Here is a 24,732-nt window from a genome sequence, read left to right as displayed (position 1 = left end):
TCCGAGGTGGTCGGTATCCATCAGACTCATCCGTCGTCTCCTTCTCTCAGGTCGGTTTCCCTCAGCGGCACCGCGGGGGTCGCCGGGCGTTCGGTCAGTGCGATCTCGATGTCACCGGTCTGACCGGTGTCGGCGGTGGCGGAATCACGGCGCACGGCACGCACCAGGGATACCGCGGCTGCACCGATCAGCCCCGGCACCGCCGCGGCGACGAAGTTGGCCTGGAACGGGAGCGCCAGGCCGAGCAGTGCGCCACCGAGAACGGGTCCGCCGATGGCGCCGATCCGTCCGATGCCGGCCGCCCAGCCGATGCCGGTCGAGCGGACATGGGCGGGATAGTGCTCCACGGCCAGGGCGTGGGTGATCGCGAGCGTGCCGATCGTGCAGGCGCCGGCGATGATCAGCAGCACCGACAGCAACATCCCGGGTGGTCGCAGGGCCAGGGATGCGAGCGAGGCGGCGGCGAGCAGGAACCAGATCGTGATCACCCGCCGGGTGCCGATCCGATCGGCCAGGTAGCCGGCGACCAGGGCCCCGATGATCCCGCCCACATTCAACATCACCAGGTTCATCAGACCCGATGCCAACGGGTAGCCGGCGGCGGTCATCAGCGAGGGCAGCCAGGTGTTGAGCGCGTAGCTGAGCAGCATCGCCATCGCGAAGACCACCCAGAGCGACACCGTGCCGACGGTTCCGCCGACCCGCAGCAGCTCGACCACCGGCGCCCGGGACTGCCGGGTCCGCGCGTCGGCCGGCTCTGCCGGGCCGGGATCGGTGCCGGTGGATGCGGTGCCCGCGGAGACGGCGGCGGGGTCGAGCTCGGGGGCGAGCCCGCGTAACAGGCGATCGAGTTCGACCCGGCGCTCGGGCCGGCGGGAGAGGTACGCCGGGGATTCCGGGAGCCAGACGATCAGGAATGGCAGCAGTGCGATCGAGACGGTCCCGATCCAGAAGACGCTTCGCCAGCCGAGGGTGGGGATCGCCTGCAGCGCGACCAGTGCGGCGGCGATGCCACCGGCGGAGTAGCTGCTCGACACCAGGCAGACCATCAGGGCGCGGAAGCGCCGTGGCGCGAACTCGCCGACCAGTGCGGTGAAGTTGGCGACCAGTGCACCGAGGCAGATGCCGACCGCGGTCCGACTCAGGAACAGCGGCAGGAACCCCGGCGCGAGCGCGCAGGCAGCGGTGAACACCGAGGAACCGATCAGACATCCGATCAGCATCGGCCGACGGCCCCACCGGTCCGCCTGCGGGGCCAGGAGGAGCCCGCCGATCAGCATGCCGATCAGGGCTGCCGATCCGAGCCAACCGGCCTGCACGGGGGACAGCGACCAATCCCGCATCAGCGCGTTCACCACGGTGCCGTAGGAGACCATGTCGTATCCGTCGACGATCATCAGCAGTGTGCAGAGGATGATGACGCGCAGATGCAGGCGCCCTGGAGTGGCGTTGTCGACGACTTTGTCGACAGTGAGTGTGGACATGGTGGTTCCTTGGTTCTCGTGTCGAGCGGTAGTCGGTCAGGGGGTGGAGGGAGCGGTGGCCACCTCGATGAGGGTCGGGCCGTCGGCGGCCAATGCCGTCCGGAAGGCCGCCTCGAAGTCACCGACGGTGCCCACCGCGGAGGCGGTCAGGCCATAACCGCGGGCGAGCGCGACGAAGTCGATCCCCGGGACGTCGAGACCGGGGGCGTCGTCGATTCCGAGCACGTCGGCGAACCAGCGCAGCGCGCCGTAGCCACCGTTGTTCAGGACGACGAAGACCATCGGGAGGCGGCGCTGGGCGGCCGTCCACAGCGCGCTCGGGGTGTAGTTGACCGAGCCGTCGCCGACCACCGCGACCACCGGGCGGTCCGGTTGGCCGAGCTTGGCACCGACCGCGGCGGGCAGGCCGAAGCCGAGCCCGCCGGCCGACGGCCACAGGTAGCTGCGGGGCTGTCGCAGGTCCATCTGGGACCAGAACGCACTGTTGGTCGAGGTCGACTCGACCACCCAGCAGGTGTCCGCCGGGGCCGTGTCGCGGAGCACCGCGAAGGCGGCTTCGGGACTCAGCTTCCGCGTCTCGGGCGTTTCCGCGGGGACCTCGCCGACCGGCTGCCACTGCTCGCGACGCTCGTTCGGGCGGGGCCGCACCCGGTGGGCGATCGCGGCCAGCGCGGCCACCGGATCGCCCAGCTGGCTCTCCCCGAACGGGGCCCGCGCCGCCTCGTCGGGGTTGTCGGTGAGGTGCACCAGGTCGACGCCGTCGCTCAGGTACCGCCCGGGGGCGTACTGGTGGTACCGGAACAGCGGCGCGCCGGCGACCAGCACCAGGTCGTAGGGGGCGAGCGCCTCGGACACGCCGGAGATCGCGGCCGGCAGGACGCCCCGGAACTGGCCATGCCGGTTGGGGAACGGCATCCGGCTCGCCGACGGTGCGACCCAGACGTCGGCGTCCACGGCCTCCGCGAGCGCCCGGCTGGCGGCCCATCCCTCGGTGGTGTCGGTGCGGGCGCCGAGGACCAGCGCGAACCGCTCGGCCGCATCGATCCGGGCAGCGATGGCGGCCACGGTCTCCTCGGCCAGTCGCGGAGTGCCGGGCGCCACCCGCTGGGGCAACCGGGAGTCGTCCGCGGTGGCCTCGCGGTCCCAGTCGTCATAGGGGACCGACAGATAGGTCGGCCCGCCGGGCGCGGTGACCGCCCGCAGCACCGCCTCGCTGACCGCGCGCGGGACGTCCTCGGCGCAGGCCGGCTCGTAACTCCAGCGGGTCAACGGCCTGGTCAGCTGGGTGGAGTCCAGATTCGCCAGCATGACGTCCAGCCCGATCGTGCCGCGCACCTGCTGGCCGGCGATCAGCACCAGCGGGCTGCCGGACTGGGCGGCGTTCGTCAACGCTCCCATGGCGTTCCCGGTGCCCGAGGCCGCGTGCAGGTTGACCACCACCGGCTCGTCGGTGACCTGTGCGTACCCGTCTGCCATCCCGAGCGCCGCGCCCTCGTGCAGGGCGAGCACATAGTCGAGTCGGTCCGGCAGGCCGGTCAGGAACGGCAGCTCGTTGGAGCCCGGATTGCCGAAGATGGTGCGCACGCCCCGGGCGAGCAGCAGATCATGGGTGATTTCGCGGACGGTCTTCACGACGTTCCCTCGCTCTCGCGTCGCCTCGGTGCGACGTCGGTGCCGGAACGCTAACCGGTGGTCCATCACATGCACCAGCGATGAATGGCTATTCAGACATAGATGCTGTCTATATGTGCCGGTAGGATCCGCTCGTGCCCGAGGCCACCGCCGACCTGAATCTGATCCGGGTCTTCTGCGCGATCTACGAGTCGCGCAGCGTGACCGGCGCGGCCCGGCGGCTGGGGATCTCCCAGCCCAGCGTGAGCCACGCCCTGCAGCGCCTGCGGACGGCGTACCGGGATTCGATGTTCGTCCGCTCCGGACGGGGTGTGGTCGCCACTCCGCGGGCCCGTGAGCTCTATCCGGGCCTCCGGGCCGGGCTGGACCAGTTGGAAGCCACGCTGTCGACGATCGATGCGGTGGATCCGGTTGTCGCTCCGATGCGGTTACGGCTGTGGCTCACCGATCTGGGGGAGCGGGCGTTCCTGCCGATCATCATCCCGGCGCTGCGGGACCGGGCCCCGCAGGCGCTGCTGGAGATCCGGCCGCTGGTCGTCGCGCGGGTGGAGAGCGCACTGCATCGGGGCGAGGTGGACGGTGTGATCTGTTCCCAGCGGCTGGAGCTGCCCGGGGTGCAGCGCAGCCCGCTGCTGCTCGATGACTACGTGGTGCTCGCCGCCGCCGACCATCCGCGCATCGGTGAGACGCTCAGCGCTGCGGAGTTCGCCGCCGAACCGCACATCGGCCTGGCCTCCGAGGTCGGTCATGCCGCGCCGACCGCGATCGCCGAAGCGCGGTTCCCGCAGTTGCGGACCGTGCTGCACGTGCCGCGGATCGGGGGGATACCCGACGTGGTGCGCCATACCGACTGTCTGGCGGTCGTTCCCCGGTTCCTGGCCGAACTGGAACGACGTCGCGGCGGATTGAAGGTGCTGGCGCACCCGCTGCAGGTGCCGCACGCCGAGACGGCGCTCTATCACCACGACCGTTCGAGGCAGACGGCGGCGCAACGATGGCTGACCGATCTGATCCTCGAGACCTGCCGCGCACCGGCATTCGGCGGCGGCGCGGAACCCTCCCCTCGGATGTGACCGGAACCGCAGTCCCTCGAATCGTGAACGGCGGTCGGGCGCAACTAGAATGCCCGGGTGCAGACCACCCGATCCGCTGAACTGTTCGAACGCGCCCAGCAGGTCATCCCGGGAGGGGTGAACTCGCCGGTCCGGGCGTTCCAGTCGGTCGGCGGTACGCCGCGGTTCATCCAGCGCGCGTCGGGTCCCCACCTCTACGACGCCGACGGCAACGACTACGTCGACCTGGTCTGCTCCTGGGGGCCGATGCTGCTCGGCCACGCGCACCCGTCGGTGCTCTCCGCGGTCGGCAAGGTGGTCGTCGACGGCACCTCCTTCGGCGCCCCCACCGAGGCCGAGGTCGAGCTCGCCGAGGCGATCATCGAGCGGACCCCGGTCGAGGAGGTACGCCTGGTCAGCTCCGGTACCGAGGCGACGATGAGCGTGCTCCGGCTGGCCCGCGGGGTCACCGGCCGGGACAAGATCGTCAAGTTCGCCGGCTGCTACCACGGCCACGTCGACTCGCTGCTGGTCGCCGCCGGCTCCGGTGCCGCCACCCTCGGCCTGCCCGGCAGCCCCGGGGTGACCGCGGCGACCACCGCCGACACCCTGGTCTGCGAATACAACGACCGCGACGCGGTCCGCCAGCTGTTCGCCGAGTACGGCGACCAGATCGCCTGCGTGATCACCGAGGCCGCGGCCGGCAACATGGGCGTCGTCCCGCCCGGGGTGGACGCGGTCGACGGCACCAACTTCAACGAGTTCCTACGCGACATCTGCCACGCCAACGGCGCGCTGTTCATCAGCGACGAGGTGATGACCGGTTTCCGGGTCTCCCCGTCCGGCCAGTTCGGCATCGACGGCGTACGCCCGGATCTGATGACCTTCGGCAAGGTGATGGGCGGTGGCTTCCCGGCCGCGGCCTTCGGCGGTTCCCGCGAGCTGATGCAGCGACTCGCTCCGGCCGGTGACGTCTACCAGGCCGGCACCCTGTCCGGGAACCCGGTCGCGGTCGCCGCCGGGTTGACCACGCTGCGGCTCGCCACCGACGACGTCTACGCCCACATCGGCGAGACCTCCGCCCGGCTCCGCGAGGAGGTCACCAAGGCGCTCTCGGTCTTCGGCGTACCGCATGTCATCCAGAACGCCGGCAGCCTGTTCTCGGTCTTCTTCACCCCCGACGACACCGTCACCGCCGTCCCCGACTACGCCACCGCCAAGACCCAGCGCACCGACCGCTTCGCCGCCTTCTTCCACGCCATGCTGGACGCCGGGGTCTACCTGCCGCCGAGCGCCTATGAGGGCTGGTTCCTCTCCAGCACCCATGACGATGCGGCGCTCGCACGTATCGTTGACGCACTGCCCAGGGCGGCCGCCGCGGCCGCTCGCGTCTGACCATCGATCACCGACAACCGGCCGAGACCCCAGGAGCCACGCACCATGTCCAAGGCAATCGTCCACCTGCTGCGCCACGGCCAGGTCGACAACCCCGACGGCGTGCTCTACGAGCGGTTGCCCGGCTACCACCTCTCCGACATCGGCCGGCAGATGGCCCAGCGGCTGGCCGAGCACACCGCCGGCTTCGACCTGGTGCACCTGCGCGTCTCCCCGCTGGAGCGGGCCCGGGAGACCCTGGCCCCGATCGCCGAGCAGCACCAGCTGGAACCGGTGATCGACGAACGGGTGATCGAGGCCGGCAACTCGCTGGCCGGGCGGGTGTTCACCGGCAAGCTGACCCAGCTGCTGCAGCCGGCCGTGCTGCGCCGGCTCTACAACCCGCTGCGCCCCAGCTGGGGTGAGGCGTACAAGCACATCGTGCCGCGGATGCGGGCCGCGATCGCCGACGCGGCCGCTGCTGCCGAGGGCCACGAGGCGCTGATCGTCTCGCACCAGCTGCCGATCTGGATGGCCCGCCTGGACGCCGAGGGCCGCCCGCTCGTGCACGACCCGCGCAAGCGGCAGTGCAGCCTGGCCAGCCTGACCTCGTTCACCGTGATCGACGGCCGGGTCGCCCGGGTCGACTACGCCGAGCCGGCGATCGACCTGGTACCGGCCAAGAACAAGAACCCCAAGAAGTTCGTCGCCGGAGCCTGATGTCCGCCACCGACTCCCCGTTCAGCCGCCGCGCCTTCGGCGGCCTCCTGGCCACCGCCGGCGCATTGCTGATCACCGGCTGCAGCAGCTCGGTGAGCGGCGGCGGGGGCACCGGCTTCGTCGCCGGCAGCACCGGCCTCACCCGGGTCCCGCCCGATCAGCGCAAACCCGCCCCGCAGGCCAGCGGCACCGGGTTGAACGGGGAGCAGCTGACCACCTCCCATCCCGGCAAGGTCGTGGTGATCAACGTCTGGGGTTCCTGGTGTGCGCCCTGCCGCAAGGAGGCGCCCGACCTGGTCGCCGCCCACCAGCAGACCAAGGACACCGCGGTCTTCATCGGCATCGACACCCGCGACCCCGACCCGGCACCCGCGCAGGCATTCGTCCGCAACTTCGGGGTCACCTATCCCTCGATCTACGACCCCGAGGGCCGCACCCTGCTGCAGTTCTCCGGGGAGCTGCCGCCCTCGGGCATCCCGAGCACCCTGGTCATCGACCCGCAGGGCCGGGTCGCCGCCCGGGTGATCGGCACCGTCGACACCACCACCCTGGTCGGGCTGGTCAACGACACCGCCGCCGGGAAGTGACCGGGACCGTGCTCATGCTCGACATCGGCAGCTGGGCGGCCAACGCGGTCGGCGGGACGCTGCTGCTGGCGATCCCGGTCGCCGCCCTGGCCGGGCTGGTGTCGTTCTTCTCACCCTGCGTCCTGCCGCTGCTGCCCGGGTACCTGTCATACGCGACCGGGCTGAGCGCCGCCGACGTCATCGAGGAGCGCGGCAGCCGCCGCCGGATGCTGCTCGGCAGCCTCGGTTTCGTGCTCGGCTTCGCGCTCTTCTTCGTCGCCACCGGGGCCCTGCTCGGCGGCCTGGGATCGCTGCTGCTGACCTATTCCCGGCCGCTGATGATCGTGCTCGGGGTGCTGGCGATCCTGCTCGGGCTGATCTTCGCCGGGGTCGTGCCGCTGGGGCAGCGGGAGCTGCGGATCCATCGGATGCCGAAGGTCGGGGTCGCCTTCTCCCCGGTGCTCGGGCTGCTGTTCGGGCTCGGTTGGACGCCCTGCATCGGCCCGACCCTGTCGGTGGTGCTCACCCTGGCGCTCAACGAGGGCTCGGCGACCCGCGGCGCACTGCTCTCGCTGGCGTACGCCCTGGGCCTCGGCATCCCCTTCGTGCTGGCCGCGGTCGCATTCACCCGGATGAAGCCGGTGGTCGCCTTCGTCCGCCGGCATCAGCGGGCGCTGCTGCGGCTCGGCGGGGCGATGATGGTGCTGGTCGGCATCCTGCTGCTCACCGGTTGGTGGGATGCGCTGATGGGTGTGGTCCGGCAGTGGGCGCTGAACTTCGGGACCGTGATCTGAGTGGGAGGAAATCGAGTGGCAGAACGCGAAGCGGGGACCCTGACCCCGCTGGAGTTCCTGCGGTTCTGCTGGAACCAGTTGACCTCGATGCGGACCGCGCTGACCCTGCTCTTCGTCGGCGCGCTCGCGGCGATCCCCGGTGGCCTGCTGCCGCAGCGGCCCACCTCGCCGCTGAAGGTGAAGGCCTACCTCGCCGAGAATCCGCAGGTCGGCGCGATCTATGACAAGCTCGGCTTCTTCGACGCCTACACCTCGCCCTGGTTCTCGGCGATCTATCTGCTGCTGCTGGTCTCGCTGGTCGGCTGCATCATTCCGCGGATCATCACCTACGCCAAGGGCGTACGCGCCCAGCCGGTGGTCACCCCGCGGAACCTGACCCGGTTGCCCGCCTCGACCACCGTCACCGCGGCCGCCGACCCCCTGGACCGGGCCGAGGAATTCCTGCGCAGCAAGAAATTCCGGGTTCGCCGCGATGACGCCGACGGCAGCATCTCCGCCGAACGCGGTTATCTGCGCGAGTTCGGCAACCTGGTCTTCCACACCTCGCTGGTCTTCGTGCTGCTCGGCATCGCCATCGGGGTGCTGTTCGGCTATCGCGGCACCTCGACGGTGCTGGTCGGCAGCGGCTTCTCCAACAACCTCAGCCAGTACGACGACATCCGCTCCGGGGCGGCGTTCACCGACCAGGACCTGCCGCCCTTCTCGGTGCTGATCGACGACTTCCGGGTGCTGTTCGAGACCGGCCCGGTGAACACCGGCCAGCCGACCGAGTTCACCGCCAAGGTGCGGGTCGTCGACAGCCCGAATGCCACCCCGCGGGACGCGGTGATCCAGGTCAACCGGCCGCTCGATGTCCGCGGTGCGGAGGTGCACCTGCTCGGACACGGGTACGCCCCCAAGGTCACCGTGCGCGACGGGCAGGGCAATGTGGCCTGGTCCGGGCCGGTGATCTTCCTGCCCCAGGACGGCATGTTCAACTCCCAGGGCGTGGTGAAGGCCCCCGACGCCCGCCCCGAGCGGCTCGCCTTCGAGGGCTGGTTCGTGCCGACCGCGCCGGTCGACTCGGCGGCGCCGCGCTCGCTGTTCCCCGACACCTACAACCCCGCGCTCTATCTGAACGCCTGGGTCGGCCCGCCGCGCGCCGAGGACGGCGTACCCGAGAACGTCTACTCCCTCGACAAGACCGGGATGACCCAGCTCAAGCAGGCGAACGGCGATCTGCTGCGGGAGCGGTTGAAGCCGGGGGAGACCTGGACGCTGCCCGAGGGGCAGGGCTCGATCAGCTTCGACGGCTACCAGCGCTGGGTGACCCTGCAGGTCTCCAGCACCCCCGGGATGCCGCTGACGCTCGGCTCGGTGATGATCGGCGTCGCCGGATTGTGCCTGTCGCTGTTCATCCGGCCCCGGCGGCTCTGGGTCCGGGTACGCCCGGACGGGACCGCCGATGTGGCCGGCCTGGACCGGGCCGACGCCCGGACCGGGCTGGAGGACGACGTCCTCGCACTGGCCGATGCGGTCGAAGACGACAAGACGGATTAGATTGGCGGCTGGGAGGACGCAATGGACTACAGCAACTACTCGATGCTGGCGATGGTCACCGCGGCGGTGGTCTACCTGCTGGCGGTGTTCGCACATGCCGCGGAGTGGGCCTCGGCCAAGAACGCGAGTGCCCCGGTGGTACGCCGCCGGCGGCTCCGCGACCGGACCCTGGTCACCGCCGGTGCCGGCGCCGAGGCGGGAGCCGACCCGGACACCGGGAGCGCGGACACCACCGCGACGACCGATGGCCCCGATGGCCCGGTGGTCAACGGGGAGACCGACAAGGACCGGTTGCGGACCGACAAGTTCGGCCGGATCGGTATCGCGCTCACCGTCGTCGCGCTGATCTGCAATGTGGTCGGTGTGGTGTTCCGCGGGCTGGCGGCCGACCGGTTGCCGTGGGGCAACATGTACGAGTTCAGCACCACCTCGATGATCTTCGCGGTGACGGCCTACCTGGTCGCGGCGATGCGCTTCGACATGCGCTGGCTGGGACTGCCGGTGACGATGTTCGCCACCATCGCGCTCGGCCTGGCGGTCACCGTCTTCTACGTCGACATCGGTCCGCTGCAGCCCTCGCTGCACTCGGTCTGGTTTGCCTTCCACATCCTCGCTGCGACCATCGCCGGGGCCGCGTTCACCGTCGGCGGGGTCGCCTCGGTGCTCTATCTGATCCGTTCCCGCGCCGAGCAGCGCAATGAGGTGATCCGCGGTTACCTGGCCAAGCTGCCGTCCGCGGAGAAGATCGACCGGGTGGCGTACGGGCTCGTCGCCTTCGCCTTCCCGCTGTTCACCTTCGTGATCTGCGCCGGTGCGATCTGGGCCCAATACGCCTGGGGTCGCTACTGGGGTTGGGATCCGAAGGAGACCTGGTCGCTGGTCACCTGGGTGATCTACGCCTGCTACCTGCACGCTCGCTCGACCGCCGGCTGGAAGGGCAAGCGGGCCGCGATCATCGCCCTGATCGGGATGGCCTCGTTCTGGTGGAACTTCGTCGGCATCAACCTGTTGGTCTCCGGCCTGCACTCGTACGCGAAGTGAGTCCAGCGCCCCACGAGGGCGAGAGGCGGACCGGCCACCCGGGCATCCGGGTCACGTTGATCCTGGCCCTGCTGTCGATGTTCGGGCCGTTCACCACCGACACGATCTTCCCCGCGTTCCAGGGCATGGGTGCGGAGTTCCGGGTGGACGCGGCCGCCATGCAACAGGTCACCAGCGTCTACATGCTGGCGTTCGCGGTGATGAGCCTGTTCCACGGGCCGCTGTCGGACGCGCTCGGTCGGCGGCCGGTGATCATCGCCTCGACCGCGATCTTCACCCTGGCCTCGGTCGGCTGCGCACTGGCGCCGAATCTGCCGGTACTGCTGCTCTTCCGGGTGATCCAGGGCCTCTGCGCCGGCGGCGGCACCATCGTCGCCCGGGCGGTGATCCCGGACCTGCTGACCGGACCCGCGGCGCAGCGCGCGATGGGCCAGGTGCAGATGATCTTCGGGCTGGCGCCGGCGATCGCGCCGATCATGGGTGGCTGGCTGCTCAAGCTGGGCGACTGGCCGGTGATCTTCTGGTTCCTGGCCGGGTACGGGTTGGTCTGCATGCTCTGTGCGATCAGCCTGCCCGAATCCCATCCGCGGGAGCGGCGTACGCCCCTGCATCCGGGCAAGGTGCTGGGCTCGCTCGGCGGGGTGCTCGGCAGCCTCACCTTCCTGCGGATGGCGCTCGCCTCCGCCCTGGGCTTCGGCGGCATGTTCACCTACATCGGCGGGGCGCCGCTGTTCGTGGTGGAACTGCTCGGCAAGGGGGAGCGGGACTTCTGGATCCTGTTCGTCCCGCTGATCGCCGGCATCATCACCGGGTCCTGGACGTCGGGCCGGCTGGCGGCGCGGTTGATCCGGGATCGGGTGGTCAGCCTCGGTTTCGGGGTCGCACTGCTCGGCGGGCTGATCAACGTGAGCCTGGCCGCCCTGCAGGCGCCGGCGCTGCCGTTCGCGGTGCTGCCGCTGGCGCTGCTCTCGTTCGGGATGATGGTGCAGCTACCGGCGAACCAGCTGCGGATGATGGAGTTCTTCCCGCGGCAGCGCGGGGCGGTCGCCTCCGGGGTCGGCTTCCTGCAGCTGCTGATCGGTGCCGCGATCACCGCCCTGCTGGTGCCGCGGATCACCGGCTCGCTGCTGCAGTTCGCGACCGGTTCGCTGGTCCTGGTCTGCCTGGGTGCCCTGTTCTGGGGCTGGCACCTGCTCGCTCAGCGCTTGCGCGGGGTGGCGTAGCGCCGAGCCATCGGCAGCACGAACCGGATCGGCAGCACCTTGGAGAGCTTGGCGGTGACGGTGTTGACGTTGCCGTCCACGACGCTCGGCTGGTTGCGGTAGAGCGCGCGGAAGGTGGACTGCACGACCTGTTCCGGGCTGCGCCGCCAGGTCATCGCCTCCGGTTCACCGGTATTGACGAAGAAATCGGTGTCGGTCGGCCCGGGGCAGACCGCGATCACCCGGACCCCGGTGCCCATCGTCTCCGACCAGAGCGCCTGGGACAGGCTGAGCACATAGGACTTGGTGGCGGCGTACACCGCCATCGACGGGATCGGCTGGTACGCCGCAGCGCTCGCGACGTTGACCACCGCGCCGTAGCCGCGTTCGACCATGCCGGGCAGCAGGTGCCGGGCCAGCTCGGTGACCGCGACGCAGTTGAGCTCGACCTCGGCGCTGACCCGCTCCGCGGGCAGGGTGACGAAGTCGCCGGCGGTGCCGTGGCCGGCGTTGTTGATCAGGATGTCGATCGGGGTGTCGAGGTCGTCGAGGCGCTGCCGCAGCTCGGCGCGGGAGGCCGGATCGGACAGGTCGGCCGGGATCACCGTCACCTGCCGCCCGTGCCGTTCCCGGATCCGTTCGGCGTTCTCGGCCAGCGCCTCCGCGCGGCGCGCGGTGAGCACCAGATCGACGCCGCTGCGGGCCAGGAAGTCGGCGAAATGGGCACCGAGGCCCGAGGAGGCACCGGTCACCAGGGCGGTGCCGTGCAGGGGGAACGTGGGACCGTTCGAGACGCTCATGCCGGCCAGCCTAGTGGTCCTATTCTTGGCGCCATGCCGACCTATGCAGTGCACTACCTCTACTCCGATGACACCGACAAGCGGATGCAGGTCCGCCCGGACCACCGCGACTACCTGGCCAAGCAGGACGGCCTGCTCGCCGGCGGTGCGTACCCCCCGAGCGAAGAACCGCCGGCCGGCCTGCTGATCTTCCGCGGTGAATCCCGGGAGGCCGTCGCCGCGATCCTCGCGGAGGACCCCTACCAGACGAACGGTCTGGTCAAGGAGGTCCGGATCGTCGAGTGGCGCCCGGTCCTCGGCTCCGCCATCGACCACCTGAACTAGTCCGGACGCGAGCGCGCACCCACCTGCTCGCCCCCTGTCAGAATCTGCGGCTCGATCACGACCCGGCCCCGAATCGGCCGGGATTCGTGATCGAGCCGCAAGTTCTGGCAGCCGCTGGTCACCGCCGTGCGGTGAGGATCGGTCGGAGCCAGCGCAGCAGGTCCTTCTCGATCTGGGCCCAGGTGATCCGCAGGACCACCCAGCCGGCTGTCTGCAGATCATTCGTCTTGGCGCGGTCCCGGGTGAAGGCGGTGAAACTCTGGTGGAACTCCCAGCCGTCGACCTCGACCGCGATCCGCTCCGCGGGAAAGACCAGGTCGACGACATGGCGTCGGCCACCCGCGCGAACCGACACGTTGGTCTGCCAACCGGTGATGCCCGCATCCCGCAACAGGCGGTGCACCTTCCGCTCGGCCTCGGACCACGGACGATCGCTGGACTCCCGCAGGATGGCTCGCCGCAGCCGATTCCCGCGACGGCCCGGCATCGAATCCAGCGCCGCCCACATCGCGCGGAGGTTCTGCGAACCGCCTTCACCACCGACCACCCGCAACACGTCATCGACCACTTCACCCCCGAGATCGGGGATCAGATCGACCGCGGTGTATTCCGGACTGCTGAACCGGACCATCCCGTTCTCCTGCTGGAACTCGGTCGGGACACGGCGTTCCACCGTGCGCAGGAAGTTGCTCGACAACCGGCGCGTACTCGCGACGATGAGCGGTTCCGAGGGCGGGAGATCGGGTCGCCAACCGAGCCAGCGCGCACCCAGCCCGAGGATCACCGCGGTCGGGTCCGCCGCCGCGATGGCCCGGCAGATCGCATCGGGGCTCACCTCCGTCGCGTGCACCCCTGGCAGGATCCTGGTCAGGGTGCCGTCCCGCATCCCCTTCCGCACCGAGCGCCGGTCATCCCGGCTGCGAATCACCCTCATATCTGCAACAGGCCCCGGATCTGGTGGGGATGTCATCACGCAGCTGCCAGAATCTGCGGCTCGATGCCCATCTGCCCCGATTCCCGACCCGATCTGCGATCGAGCCGCATTGTCCGGCGTCCCATCGCCCGGCGTACACCGAGTCCACAGCAGTGGCAGACTGGCGCCCATGGAGCTGCCCCACTTCGACCTGTGCGTGATCGGTTCGGGATCAGGGAATTCCCTGCTGGACGAGCGATTCAACAAATACAAGGTCGCCCTGGTCGACAAGGGGGTCGAGGGTCACTTCGGCGGTACCTGCCTGAATGTCGGCTGCATCCCGACCAAGATGTTCGTCCGGCCCGCGGATCTGGCGTACGCCTATGACGAGGCGACCCGGCTCGGCGTACGCCTCGAACCCGGCCAGGCCGACTGGGACGAGATCCGCGACCGGATCTTCGGCCGGATCGACGCGATCTCCAGCTCCGGGCGCGACTGGCGGATCCAGAACGAGAACATCACCCTGATCGAGGGCGAGGGGCGCTTCGTCGGCGACCACACCCTCGGCGTCGCCGGCGGCAAGTTGACCGCCGACCGGTTCGTGATCGCCGCCGGCTCCCGGCCGCATCTGCTGCAGGTCCCGGGCGCCGACGAGGTCACCGTGCACACCTCGGACACGATCATGCGGCTGGCGAAGCTGCCGCGCTCGATGGTGATCATCGGCGGCGGCTTCATCGCGGCCGAGTTCGCCCACATCTTCTCCTCCTTCGGGGTGAAGGTGACGGTGGTGAACCGCTCCGCCGCGCTGCTGCGCTACGAGGACTGGCAGGTGTCCCAGCGATTCACCGAACTGCTCTCCAAGCGCATCCCGGTACGCCTGAACCAGCAGCTGCTGCGCCTCGAGCCGGACGAGGGCGGGGTGCTGGTGGTGACCACCGACGCCGAGGGGATCGAATACGAGTACGGCGCCGAGGTGGTGCTGAACGCCACCGGCCGGATCCCCAACGGTGACCTGCTGAACCTGTCCGCCACCGGGGTCGCGATGAACGCCTTCGGCTATGTCGAGGTCGATGACCAGCAGCGCACCACCGCCGAGGGCATCTACGCACTCGGCGATGTCAGCTCGCCCTGGCAGCTCAAGCACGTCGCCAACCACGAGATGCGGGTCGTGCAGCACAACCTGCTGCACCCCGACGACCCGATCAGCACCAACCACGACGCGATCCCGCACGCGGTCTTCACCCACCCGCAGATCGCCTCGGTGGGCGCCACCGAACAGGAGCTGCAGGCCCAGGGCCGCGACTATGTGAAGTCGGTCCAGGACTACGGCGCGGTGGCCTATGGCTGGGCGATGGAGGACACCGAAGGCTTCTGCAAACTGCTCGCCTGCCCGCACACCGGTGTCCTGCTCGGTGCGCACCTGATCGGGGAGCAGGCCTCCACCCTGATCCAGCCGCTGATCCAGGCGATGAGCACCGGGCTGCGGGCGCGGGAGATGGCCCGCGGCCAGTACTGGATCCACCCCGCGCTGACCGAGGTGGTGGAGAACGCGCTGCTCGCGCTGCCGCTGGAGGGTTACGAGCGCGAACCCGACCCGGTCGACGAGTAGATCGCGCCCCCTATGGTGGGGCCCATGCGTCGCACCAGCCTGTTGCTCCTGCCCGCACTGTCGTTGACCCTGGTCGCCTGCGGTACGCCGCCGGCGGGCCAGTCCGCCGGCCAGCCGGCCGGCACCGCGCCCGCCCCCGGTGGTGCACCGGGCACCGGCAGCGGGACCGCGGCCACCCCGACCGCGGCGCCCAGCCCGACCGCCCGCCCGACCCCGGCCGTGCCGACCTGCACCGACGTGGCGGCGAAGCTGACCCAGCCCGAACAGGTCGGCCAGCTGTTCATGGTCGGCAAGGGCGCCACCTCACCGGTCGACGAGTCCTTCCGCAGCGTGCTGCGCGAGACCAACGCCGGCAGCGTGCTGCTGCTGGAGAACACCACCGCCGGGCGTACCGGGGTGAAGCGGCTCACCGACCAGGTCCGCGACGCCGCCGTCAAACCGCAGGGCGTCGGCCCGCTGCTGGCCGCCGACCAGGAGGGCGGCCTGGTGCAGCGGCTGAAGGGGGAGGGCTTCGAGACCATCCCCGCGGCCACCGAGCAGGCGAAACTCGGTGATGAGGAACTCCAGCAGCGGGTGAAGACCTGGGGTGAGGAACTGCGGCAGGCAGGCATCGACTACGACCTGGCGCCGGTCGCCGACACCGTGCCCACCTCGGTCGGCCGCGCCAACGAACCGGTCGGGGCGCTGCGCCGCGGCTACGGTGCCGACCCGAACCAGGTCGCCCCCAAGGCCAGCGCCTTCGTCAAGGGGATGGCCGAGGCCGAGGTGGCCACCAGCGTCAAGCACTTCCCCAACCTCGGCCGGGTACGCGGCAACACCGACCTGCAGAGCGGCGTCACCGACGACCAGACCACGCGTACCGACCCCGCCCTGAAACCGTTCCGGGACGCGGTCGCGGCCGGTGCCGATTCGGTGATGGTCTCCACCGCGATCTATTCGAAGATCGACCCCGGCAAGCAGGCCACCTTCTCGCGGGTGATCGTCACCGACATGATCCGCGACGACCTCGGCTTCGACGGCGTGGTGATCTCCGACGACATGGGCGCGGCCAAACAGGTCGCCGCGGTCAGCCCCGGTGACCGCGCGCTGCGGTTCCTGGAGGCCGGCGGGGACCTGGTGATCAACGGCGACCCGAGCATCCAGCGGGAGATGTACGCCGCGGTGCGCGACAAGGCGGCCAGCGACCCGGCCTTCGCGCAGCAGGTCACCGAGAGCGCGGCTCGGGTGTTGGCGCTGAAGGCCCAGCAGGGCGCGGCGAGCTGCGCCGCTCCCGCGAACTAACCGTCGACGGTCAGCCCGGCCATCGCCTGGCGGGCCGGTGCCTCCCACTGCGGGGTGGTGTCGGGGATCGAGGCATAGAAGATGCTGGAGCGGTTCTCGCTGGTCTGCACGATCAGCACGATCGCCAGCTCGCCCTTGGTCTGCAGGTTCGGGATGTTGAAGGTCAGCTGCGACTCGACCAGCCACGCCTCCTTGCCCTGCACGGTGGTGGCCCGGTTCACCCGGTCCTTGCGATCCACCTTCGAATCACCGTAGAAGGCGCCGACGATGCACTGCACCACGATCTCCGACCCCCGCTGCGGGGTGTAGAAACCGTCGCCGGCGTTCAACTCGGCGACCAGCACCGAGGCCACCCAGGACTGCGTCGCCCCGTAGCGCTCCACCAGGATGGTCTGGGTCCAGGCGTTGCGGCCGAACGGCACCCGGGTCTCGGTCGAGGGCGAGCTCCACGGCGGGGACAGCGTCGGATAGGAGAGTTGGCCGCCGTAGACCCGGCCGTTGCGGGTCGGCCGCTCGGCGCCCGAGGGCGGCACGGTCTCCGGTGCCGGGCAGACGTTGCGGGTCGAGTTGCCGCTCGGGGTGTTCGCGATGTCGTTCCCGCCGGTCATCGCCCGGATGGCGATCGAGGCGATCACCACGACGGCGACCAGGCCCGCGATCGCGCCGATCCACAGGGCGGCCCCGCCGCGATTGCGGCGCGGCAGCGGCGGGGGCGGTACACCGGGGCCCGGTTGCGGCTGGGTGGTGGTGATCGGCTGCGTACCGGGGTTGGCCGGTGTGCCGCCGGCCGGTGCACCGGCACGCGGGGAGGTGCCGGCGGAGGTGGTGATCGGGGCCGTACCGGGCCCGGTCACCGGGGCGCCCAGGCCGCCGTGCGGGGGTGCGGCGTTCGGATTGGGGGAGAGCGCCGCGGACCACGTCTGGCCGTCCCACCAGCGATACATCCCCGGCTGCTTGCCCGGGTCCGGGTACCAACCTGCGCTGCTCACGCGGACAGTGTAGGTGGGGCGATCCAGCCGACCGGGCCAGGGAAACCCCTAGGGGGAACCCCTGAGTGGGCAGTATCGTCAGCCTCGCCATGAACCGCACGAAGAGAACCCTGGGTCTGATCGCCGCTGCCGCCCTGACCGCCGGCGGCCTGGTCGCCTGCGGCAACGACGTCGGCGACCGGCAGTACTGCCTGGACACCCAGCAGGAGGTTCGGGCCGACGACAAGCTCTGCGAGAGCCCCGGCGAACCCCGCTACACCTGGGTGTGGGCCGAGCGGACCAGCTACGTGCCCGCCTACTACGGCCGGCCCGGCTACCGCTACTACCGCTACCCGGTCAACGACCGCGGTGAGCGTACCCGGGCCACCACCCGGCCGGCCCGTGCGGCCACCACCAAGGCCCGGTCGTCCAGCACCACCGATGACGACACCAGCACCAGCTCCCGCACCTACGGGTCCTCGGGCACCAAGGGTTCGAAGTCGAACACCAAGGGCTCCTCGGGCACCAAGGGCACCTCATCGGGGAGCAAGGGTTCCTCGGGCAGCAAGGGCTCGTCGTCGGGCAGCAAGGGGTCGTCCTCCTCGGGCAGCAAGGGTTCCTCCTCGCGCCGCTGACCCGCGGCCGCTACCGGATCTGTCCGGCGGCGGTGGACACCCGGCCGCGCAGCCCCTCCGGCAGCGGCGCCAGGCCCAGGTCGGCGAGCGCCTGCTGCTCGGCCGGGGTGGTCCAGAACGAGAAGAAGTCGCGCAGCACCGGCCCCTGCTTGGAGTTGTTCCCCCGCGAACAGACCACCTGATAGCCGATCACCGTCAGCGGGTACGCCCCGGCGCTCGCCCGGTAGTCCGGTTGGAGCCGCAGATCATTGCCCTCGGGGATCTCGACCGCCTCCAGCGCCCTGCTGCCGGTCTCGGGGGTCGGCGCCACCGGCCCGGCACCGAAGTCGATGCTGGCGGTGGGCAGTGAGTTGGTGCGGGTGTAGGACAGCGGCAGCACCGACATCGTCCCGGGCGTACCGAGCAGGGCCGACACGCTGTCGGTGAGGCTCTCGGTCTGCTTCCCCGGCCCGGTGGGCTCGCTGGTCTCCCCATTCGGCCAGTCCGGACCGGCGGCGCTGGTCAGCCAGTCCGTCAGGGTCGCGGTGATCCCGGGGGAGTCGGTGGCCAGCACCGGGGTGACCGGGATGCCCGGCAGCTGGACGTCAGGGTTGAGCTGCGCGATCGCCGGGTCGTCCCAGCGGCTGATCGCGCCGGAGAGCAGTTTCGCCAGCACCGACGGGGTGAGCGTCAGCCGGTCGACTCCGGGCAGGTTCCAGCTCACCGCGAGCGGGGCCGCGCTGGTCGGCAGATGCCAGATCGGGTTGTTGCCGCACCGGGCGGCGAGCTGCTGCGCGTCGGCCTCGGGCAACGGCCGCTGGACGGTCAGCCAGGTGCTCAGCGCGTTGCCGAACATCTGCCGGGCCTCCTCGGCGCTCTTGTTCTGATAGCTGACCGAGCTCTTGAAGTCGCAGCGGTCGGCGTACGCCCCGAGGATCTCCTGGGTCGGTTCGGCCTGGGAGGCGGGGCCGACGCCGCTGATCACCCCGCTCGGGCAGTTCGCCGGCACGGCGGTCGTTGTCGAGGTGGTGCTGGCACCCGGTTGGCCCGGTGCGGTCGCGGTACCGCAGGCGCTCACCGACAGGACGAGAGCGCTCGCCGCAACGGCCCATCTGGCCATCCCCATCCGACTTCCTCCTGTGTCTTCGCCCCGTCTCCGGCTCCGTGCAACGCCCGCCCCAGCATAGGGGTCGCGGTGGTGTTCAGCGGATCGCGGCGACCGCCTCGGTGGTGCGTTGCCGCAGCTCGTCCGGCAGCGGCACCCGGCCGATCGCCGGCAGCCCGGACTGGGTCTGCGGGTTGAGCATGAAGCCGAGGAAGTCCCGGGTGAGGGAGGTCACCTCGACCGGCAACCCCTGGGAGCAGACGATCTGATAGGTCACCGCGACCACCGGGTACGCCCCCTCGCCCGACAGCGATGCCGGGTCGATCCGCAGATCGTTGCCCTGGTCATCGGGCAGGAAGCGGGCCTGCTGCAGCGCCTTGCTGGCCGCCTCCTGGGTGGGCAGCAGCGGGCCCCGGCCCTCGTCGATACCGACCCGGCCCAGCTGCGGCTCACCGGAGGGGCGGTTCGCGTCACCGAGTTGGGCGGTCTCCACGAACCCGATCGTCCCCGATCGTGCGGCCACCGAGCTCGCCACATCCTCCGGCCGGTCCCGGCCCTGGCCCTGGCCGCGCCAGTTCGGGGTGGTGTTGCGCGGGCTCCACTTCAGCGGCGCGGTCCGGGCCAGGTAGCGGCCGAGCGCCTCGGAGGCCCCCGAGGGCTGGTTCTGGTAGTACACCTGGATCGCCTGGGCGGGCAGGGTCACCCCCGGGTTCTCGCGGGCGATCCGGGCATCGTTCCAACGGTTCAACTGACCGGAGAAGATCATCGCCAGGGTCTCGGGGGAGAGGGTGAGCTGCTCCACCCCGTCCAACCGGAAGACGATCGCCACCGGGCTCGCGGTGGTCGGCAGATGCCAGGCGGGGTTCTGCTGGCAGCGGCGCTGTGCGGCGGCGACCTCGTCGTTGCTGAGCCAGGATTCCGAGGTGGCGACGTTGACCAGGCCGTTGACGAAGCTGGTCCGCCCGGAGTCGGCGCTGGTGGTCCACACCACGGTCGAGGCGTTCCGGCAGGTCTCGGCATAGGAGGCGATGTAGGAGTTCATCATCGCGGCCTCGCTGCCGGCCCCCTCCACCTGCAACTGACCGGGCGGGCAGGCGTACACACTGCTCGGGGTGGGCAGGACCGGCGCCGGCTGGCTGTCACAGGCCACCAGTACGCCCAGCAGCGCGACCGCCAGCGGGGCCGTGAGGGCACGCCGCAGCGGCCGGGTACAGCGAGGAATCATCGTGTCCCGATCCTACCGGGAGCGTTTGTTGTCGGCTCGCGCGCGGCGCGCCAACGGGAGTCGAGCGTCTGGCGGCGCGTCCCCGCGATGCAGGCCCACGAAGGAGAAATCCCCGCGTCCGGTGGCGTGACCACGCGCACACGCACCGCGTGGATTTCGACGACTGGGCCGAAGAGCGGGGTCATGGCGCGCCGCGCGCGAGACGACCAAGAAGAGTCAGCCGAAGCGGCCCGAGATGTAGTTCTCGGTCTCCTCCTTGGCCGGGTTGGAGAAGATCTTCGCGGTGTCGTCGAACTCGATCAGCTTGCCGGGCTTGCCGGTCGCCTCCAGGTTGAAGAACGCGGTCTTGTCCGAGACGCGGGCCGCCTGCTGCATGTTGTGGGTGACGATCACCACGGTGTAGCTCTCCTTGAGCTCCTGGATCAGGTCCTCGATCGCCAGCGTGGAGATCGGGTCGAGGGCCGAGCAGGGCTCGTCCATCAGGATCACCTCGGGGTTCACCGCGGTCGCGCGGGCGATGCAGAGCCGCTGCTGCTGGCCACCGGACAGGCCCGAGCCGGGCTTGTCGAGACGGTCCTTGACCTCGTCCCACAGGTTCGCGCCGCGCAGATTCTTCTCCACCAGCTCGTTGGCGGCCGAGGAGCTCATCCGCTTGTTGTTCAGCTTCACCCCGGCGAGCACGTTGTCCTTGATCGACATGGTGGGGAACGGGTTCGGCCGCTGGAAGACCATCCCGACCAGTCGGCGTACCGCCACCGCGTCGACGCCCTTGCCGTAGAGGTCGACGCCGTCGAGCAGCACCTGGCCCTCGCTGTAGGCGCCGGGGATCACCTCGTGCATCCGGTTCAGGGTGCGCAGCACGGTGGACTTGCCGCAGCCCGAGGAGCCGATGAAGGCGGTCACCGAGCGGGGCTCGATGGTCATGTTGACGTCCTGGACGGCGTGGAACTTGCCGTAGTAGATGTTCAGGTTCTCGACCTGGATGCGCTTGGACATGTTTCCTTCTTCTCTTGCTCTGGTGGTCAGCGGCCCGGCTTGGGGGCGAACTTCGCGGCGATCACGCGGCCCAGCAGGTTGAGGGCCATCACGATCAGGATCAGCGTCAGCGCCCCCGCCCAGGCGCGGGCGATGTAGGGCTCCGGCGGGATGCCCGGGGTGACGTAGGAGTAGTAGACGAACACCGGCAGCGTCGTCATCGGGTCCGACAGCGGGTTGGTGTTCAGCGAGGTGGTCAATCCGGCGGCCACCAGCAGCGGGGCGGTCTCGCCGATCACCCGGGCGATGGCCAGCACCACACCGGTGATGATGCCGGCGATGGAGGTGGGCAGCACGACCTTCAGGATGGTCCGCCACTTCGGTACGCCGAGGGCGTAGGAGGCCTCGCGGAGCTCGTTCGGCACCAGCCGCAGCATCTCCTCGGTGGAGCGCACCACGACCGGGATCATCAGCACGCTGAGCGCCACCGCACCGGCCAGGCCGATCCGGGTACCGGGTCCGAAGACCAGCGAGAAGACCGTGTACGCGAACAGGCCCGCAACGATCGAGGGGATACCGGTCATCACGTCAACGAAGAAGGTGGTGGCCTTGGCGATCCGGGAGGTGCCGCCGTATTCCACCAGGTAGATCGAGGTCATGATGCCGATCGGCACCGAGATCAGCGTGGCCAGTCCGGTGACGATCAGGGTGCCGTAGATGGCGTGCACCGCGCCGCCGAGCTCATCACCGGTGACGTTGCGCATCGAGTAGGTGAAGAACTGGACATCCATCCGCTCCACGCCCTTGGAGACGGTGCCGACGATCAGCGAGATCAGCGGGATCAGCGCGATCACGAAGGCGGTGGTGACCAGGTAGCGGGCGAATCGGTCGCGGGCGCGGCGGGCGCCCTCGACCACGGTGGACAGCACGCTGATCGTGACCAGGAACAGCAGGGTGCCCAGAATCAGCGTCGCGGCGAGGGAGAAGGCGCCGATCAGGCCGAGCACGGCCCCGACGACGACCACCGCCACCACGAAGGTGGCCAGGCCGATGTGGTTGGGCAGCCGGCCGGCGGTCAGCTGGCGGCGGGTGTCGGCCCGGGCGCTGTCGCGCCGGGCCCGTTCCTCATTGGTGGGTTCGGTTGCTGTCGACATCAGTTGGCTCCCGAGAATTCCTTGCGGCGGCCGATGATCCAGCGGGCCGCCATGTTCACCGCGAGGGTGATCACGAACAGCACCAGGCCGGAGGCGATCAGCTGGTTGACGCCCAGCCCGTACGCCTCGGGGAACGCCAGCGCGATGTTGGAGGCGATCGTGTTCGGGTTCTCGGCGGTGAGCAGCCGGACGTTGATCACGTGGGCGGGGGAGAGCACCATCGCCACGGCCATGGTCTCGCCCAGGGCCCGGCCCAGGCCGAGCATCGAGGCGGAGACGATGCCGGGCAGGCCGAACGGCAGCACGGCCTGGCGGATCATCTCCCAGCGGGTCGCACCGAGGGCCAGGGAGGCCTCCTCGTGCAACCGCGGGGTCTGCAGGAACACCTCCCGGCAGAGCGCGGTGATGATCGGCAGCACCATCACCGCGAGCACGATGGCGGCGGTGAGCACGGTGCGCCCGGTGCCCGAGACCTGGCCGGCGAACAGCGGGATCCAACCCAGGTTGGTGTTCAGCCAGGCGTAGAGCGGCAGCACCTGCGGGGCGAGCACGTTGATGCCCCAGAGACCGAAGACGACCGAGGGCACCGCGGCCAGCAGGTCGATCACATAGCCCAGGCCCTGGGCCAGCCGGCGGGGTGCGTAGTGCGAGATGAACAGCGCGATGCCGATCGACACCGGTACCGCCATCAGCAGCGCCAGGAACGCCGCCCAGACGGTGCCGAAGGCGTACGGCAGCACGAAGGCCCAGAACTCGCCGTAGGGCAGGTCCTGCGCATCGGAGCTGAGCGCCGGGATCGACATGCCGACGAGGAAGGCCGCGACGGCGGCCAGGATCGCCAGGATCAGGATTCCGGAACCGGTCGAGAGGCCCTTGAAGAAGGACTCGCCGCCCCGGCTGCTGCGCTGCCGGGCGACCTTGGCCACCCGTTTGGGGTCGGAACCGTCCGGGGGAACAGGTGCGGCCGTGTTCGCCGCTCCCTTGGTCATGGAACTGGACATCCTTCTCCTCGGGGCCAGGTCTGTGCGGGTGGTGCTTCGGTGGTTACTGATCGGCGGTCAGTGAGGGTGCCGGGACGCACCACACGCCCGCTCCCGAGAGTACGGGAACGGGCGTGCGATGTCGTACCGGGACCAGCTCACTTGATGGAGTCGACCGCGGTCTTCACCTGGCCGGACAACTTCTCCGGGAGCGGGGCGGCGCCGGCCGCCTGAGCGGCGGCCTGCTGGCCCTCGCTGGAGGTGATCGAACCGATGTAGGACTTCACCAGCTGGGCGGTCTTGTCGTCCTTGTAGTCCTGGCAGACCAGGGCGTAGGAGACCATGTAGACCGGGTAACCGGCGGCCTTGCGGTCGATCTTGATCGCCAGGTCGTTGGCGTCGCGGCCGGACTCCACCGGGGAGGCGGCCAGCGCCTCACCGGCGGCCTGGGCGCTCGGCTCGCTGAAGTTGCCGTCGGCGCCGATCTTGGCGTTGTTCAGCTCGCGGGCCTGGGACTCGTCGACGTAGCCGATGGTGTTCTTGCCGTTCTTGACCGCGGCCACCACACCGGCGGTGCCCTTGGCGGCCTCACCCTTCAGGCTGGCCGGCCAGTCACCGCTGGCCTTGTCGGTCCACACATCGCCGGCGGCCTTGTTCAGCCAGTCGGTGAAGTTCTCGGTGGTACCGGAGTTGTCGGAGCGGTGCACCGGCACGATCGCCGCATCGGGCAGCTGTACGCCCGGGTTCAGCGCGACGATCGCCGGGTCGTTCCACTTGGCGATGGTGCCCTTGAAGATGCCGGCGGTGGTCGCGGCATCCAGGTTGAGGTCCTGCACACCCTCGACGTTGAAGGAGATCGCGATCGGCGACACGTAGACCGGGATGTCGAGGGCCTTGGAGCTGGCCTCGCACTTGCCGAACGCGCCGGCGGTGTTCTCCTCGGGCTTGAACGCGCGGTCCGAGCCGGCGAAGTCCACGCCGCCGCCCTTGAAGCCGTCGCGACCGGCGCCGGAGCCGTCCGGGCTGTAGTTGATGGTCACGCCCGGGTTGGCGGTCTGGAAGTTCTTGATCCAGGTGTCCTGGGCGACCTTCTGCGCCGAGGAGCCCTGGCCCTTGAGCTGGCCGGACAGCTGCTCACCCCCGTTGCCACCCTGGGCGGCGGGCTGGGACTGGGTCTCGTTGGCGGCGCAGGCGGAGAGCGCCAGAGCGCCAGCAGCGGCCACGGCGGCCAGGCTGACGAAACGTCGGTTCAGCGACACGGAAATCCATCCTTCACGTCTGGGTTTGCCCCGGTTTCCCTCCGGCCGGGATCGGCCGGAGCGCTTGACGTTTCGAAACATAAGCAGGGGTGGTGACGCGTTTCGTGACGAAAGGTGAACT

General features: G+C 70.0%; 23 protein-coding genes. 12 read left to right on the top strand and 11 right to left on the bottom strand.

The genetic code is table 11. From position 1 onward, the window contains the following. Nucleotides 1–26: 26 nt before the first annotated feature. Both C8D81_RS20230 and mdlC read right to left on the bottom strand, forming a co-directional pair. Nucleotides 27–1,484 (bottom strand): MFS transporter, encoded by a 1,458-nt coding sequence (locus C8D81_RS20230; protein WP_133626685.1) that lies wholly within the window; start codon nucleotides 1,482–1,484, stop codon nucleotides 27–29. A gap of 36 nt (nucleotides 1,485–1,520) precedes the next feature. Then, nucleotides 1,521–3,116, bottom strand: coding sequence for a benzoylformate decarboxylase (mdlC, locus tag C8D81_RS20225; RefSeq protein ID WP_133626684.1), 1,596 nt, complete (start codon nucleotides 3,114–3,116; stop codon nucleotides 1,521–1,523). A gap of 134 nt (nucleotides 3,117–3,250) precedes the next feature. On the opposite strand from mdlC, the gene C8D81_RS20220 reads away from it, so the two are divergent. Genes C8D81_RS20220 through C8D81_RS20185 form a run of 8 tightly spaced genes read left to right on the top strand, consistent with a single transcriptional unit; the run spans nucleotide 3,251 to nucleotide 11,425 of the window. Continuing rightward, complete coding sequence (locus C8D81_RS20220; RefSeq protein ID WP_094406172.1) at nucleotides 3,251–4,189, top strand: LysR family transcriptional regulator; 939 nt, start codon at nucleotides 3,251–3,253, stop codon at nucleotides 4,187–4,189. Between the two features lie 57 nt (nucleotides 4,190–4,246). Next, a complete protein-coding gene (gene hemL / locus C8D81_RS20215; RefSeq protein WP_133626683.1) occupies nucleotides 4,247–5,563 on the top strand; it encodes a glutamate-1-semialdehyde 2,1-aminomutase in 1,317 nt (438 codons plus the stop codon). 45 nt (nucleotides 5,564–5,608) lie between these two features. Continuing rightward, a complete protein-coding gene (locus tag C8D81_RS20210; RefSeq protein WP_094399147.1) occupies nucleotides 5,609–6,262 on the top strand; it encodes a histidine phosphatase family protein in 654 nt (217 codons plus the stop codon). Then, nucleotides 6,262–6,849, top strand: a complete 588-nt coding sequence (locus tag C8D81_RS20205; RefSeq protein WP_094357384.1) for a TlpA family protein disulfide reductase — start codon at nucleotides 6,262–6,264, stop codon at nucleotides 6,847–6,849. The genes C8D81_RS20210 and C8D81_RS20205 overlap by 1 nt, the downstream gene beginning before the upstream one ends. A gap of 14 nt (nucleotides 6,850–6,863) precedes the next feature. Then, a complete protein-coding gene (locus tag C8D81_RS20200) occupies nucleotides 6,864–7,622 on the top strand; it encodes a cytochrome c biogenesis CcdA family protein (protein ID WP_094357450.1) in 759 nt (252 codons plus the stop codon). 15 nt (nucleotides 7,623–7,637) lie between these two features. After that, entirely contained in the window at nucleotides 7,638–9,161 is a 1,524-nt protein-coding gene (gene resB / locus C8D81_RS20195) for a cytochrome c biogenesis protein ResB (RefSeq protein ID WP_229119264.1), read from the top strand. Nucleotides 9,162–9,182: 21 nt separating this feature from the next. Beyond that, nucleotides 9,183–10,202 carry a c-type cytochrome biogenesis protein CcsB gene (gene ccsB / locus C8D81_RS20190; RefSeq protein ID WP_094357382.1) on the top strand — a complete coding sequence of 340 codons (1,020 nt, stop codon included), beginning with the start codon at nucleotides 9,183–9,185 and terminating at the stop codon, nucleotides 10,200–10,202. Further along, entirely contained in the window at nucleotides 10,199–11,425 is a 1,227-nt protein-coding gene (locus C8D81_RS20185; protein WP_208109424.1) for a multidrug effflux MFS transporter, read from the top strand. Before ccsB ends, C8D81_RS20185 begins: the two co-directional genes overlap by 4 nt. Here C8D81_RS20185 and C8D81_RS20180 read toward each other — a convergent pair. Continuing rightward, nucleotides 11,401–12,204: an SDR family NAD(P)-dependent oxidoreductase gene (locus tag C8D81_RS20180; protein WP_208109423.1), complete on the bottom strand. Its 804-nt coding sequence runs from the start codon at nucleotides 12,202–12,204 to the stop codon at nucleotides 11,401–11,403. The two genes, C8D81_RS20185 and C8D81_RS20180, sit on opposite strands and share 25 nt — an antisense overlap. 33 nt (nucleotides 12,205–12,237) lie before the next feature. Between C8D81_RS20180 and C8D81_RS20175 the strand changes: the two genes are divergently transcribed. Further along, complete coding sequence (locus C8D81_RS20175) at nucleotides 12,238–12,528, top strand: YciI family protein (protein ID WP_166646917.1); 291 nt, start codon at nucleotides 12,238–12,240, stop codon at nucleotides 12,526–12,528. A 118-nt stretch (nucleotides 12,529–12,646) separates the two neighbouring features. On the opposite strand, the gene C8D81_RS20170 is transcribed toward C8D81_RS20175, so the two are convergent. Then, the gene (locus tag C8D81_RS20170; protein ID WP_166646916.1) at nucleotides 12,647–13,456 is read right to left on the bottom strand and encodes an endonuclease domain-containing protein; all 810 of its coding nucleotides are present in this window, start codon (nucleotides 13,454–13,456) and stop codon (nucleotides 12,647–12,649) included. A gap of 181 nt (nucleotides 13,457–13,637) precedes the next feature. Between C8D81_RS20170 and C8D81_RS20165 the strand changes: the two genes are divergently transcribed. Together C8D81_RS20165 and C8D81_RS20160 are read left to right on the top strand one after the other, a co-directional pair. Beyond that, nucleotides 13,638–15,050, top strand: coding sequence for a mycothione reductase (locus C8D81_RS20165; protein ID WP_094357444.1), 1,413 nt, complete (start codon nucleotides 13,638–13,640; stop codon nucleotides 15,048–15,050). Nucleotides 15,051–15,074: 24 nt separating this feature from the next. Further along, nucleotides 15,075–16,331, top strand: a complete 1,257-nt coding sequence (locus C8D81_RS20160; RefSeq protein WP_208109422.1) for a glycoside hydrolase family 3 N-terminal domain-containing protein — start codon at nucleotides 15,075–15,077, stop codon at nucleotides 16,329–16,331. On the opposite strand, the gene C8D81_RS20155 is transcribed toward C8D81_RS20160, so the two are convergent. Then, a complete protein-coding gene (locus tag C8D81_RS20155; RefSeq protein WP_133626681.1) occupies nucleotides 16,328–17,320 on the bottom strand; it encodes a DUF2510 domain-containing protein in 993 nt (330 codons plus the stop codon). The two genes, C8D81_RS20160 and C8D81_RS20155, sit on opposite strands and share 4 nt — an antisense overlap. Before the next feature lie 89 nt (nucleotides 17,321–17,409). Here C8D81_RS20155 and C8D81_RS20150 point away from each other — a divergent pair, with 89 nt between their 5' ends. Then, the gene (locus tag C8D81_RS20150; protein ID WP_094427801.1) at nucleotides 17,410–17,934 is read left to right on the top strand and encodes a hypothetical protein; all 525 of its coding nucleotides are present in this window, start codon (nucleotides 17,410–17,412) and stop codon (nucleotides 17,932–17,934) included. A 10-nt stretch (nucleotides 17,935–17,944) separates the two neighbouring features. Here C8D81_RS20150 and C8D81_RS20145 read toward each other — a convergent pair whose 3' ends face one another. The 6 genes from C8D81_RS20145 to pstS all read right to left on the bottom strand — a co-directional run bounded on the left by C8D81_RS20145 (nucleotide 17,945) and on the right by pstS (nucleotide 24,611). Further along, nucleotides 17,945–19,039, bottom strand: coding sequence for a substrate-binding domain-containing protein (locus C8D81_RS20145; RefSeq protein WP_094399157.1), 1,095 nt, complete (start codon nucleotides 19,037–19,039; stop codon nucleotides 17,945–17,947). A gap of 76 nt (nucleotides 19,040–19,115) precedes the next feature. Further along, complete coding sequence (locus C8D81_RS20140; RefSeq protein ID WP_133626680.1) at nucleotides 19,116–20,243, bottom strand: substrate-binding domain-containing protein; 1,128 nt, start codon at nucleotides 20,241–20,243, stop codon at nucleotides 19,116–19,118. Nucleotides 20,244–20,459: 216 nt separating this feature from the next. Next, nucleotides 20,460–21,239 (bottom strand): phosphate ABC transporter ATP-binding protein PstB, encoded by a 780-nt coding sequence (gene pstB / locus C8D81_RS20135; protein ID WP_094357366.1) that lies wholly within the window; start codon nucleotides 21,237–21,239, stop codon nucleotides 20,460–20,462. Nucleotides 21,240–21,265: 26 nt separating this feature from the next. Next, nucleotides 21,266–22,372: a phosphate ABC transporter permease PstA gene (gene pstA / locus C8D81_RS20130; RefSeq protein WP_094357364.1), complete on the bottom strand. Its 1,107-nt coding sequence runs from the start codon at nucleotides 22,370–22,372 to the stop codon at nucleotides 21,266–21,268. Then, the gene (pstC, locus tag C8D81_RS20125; RefSeq protein WP_229118025.1) at nucleotides 22,372–23,373 is read right to left on the bottom strand and encodes a phosphate ABC transporter permease subunit PstC; all 1,002 of its coding nucleotides are present in this window, start codon (nucleotides 23,371–23,373) and stop codon (nucleotides 22,372–22,374) included. The genes pstA and pstC overlap by 1 nt, the downstream gene beginning before the upstream one ends. A 137-nt stretch (nucleotides 23,374–23,510) precedes the next feature. Then, on the bottom strand, nucleotides 23,511–24,611 hold the full coding sequence (pstS, locus tag C8D81_RS20120; protein WP_229118024.1) for a phosphate ABC transporter substrate-binding protein PstS: 1,101 nt from the start codon (nucleotides 24,609–24,611) through the stop codon (nucleotides 23,511–23,513). Between the last annotated feature and the right edge of the window lie 121 nt (nucleotides 24,612–24,732).

It is taken from the genome of Enemella evansiae, from assembly GCF_004362375.1.
In the GTDB taxonomy this organism is placed as follows: Bacteria; Actinomycetota; Actinomycetes; order Propionibacteriales; family Propionibacteriaceae; genus Enemella; species Enemella evansiae.
Note: the sequence above shows the minus strand (reverse complement) of the source record. Positions and strands in the feature narration are given on the sequence as shown.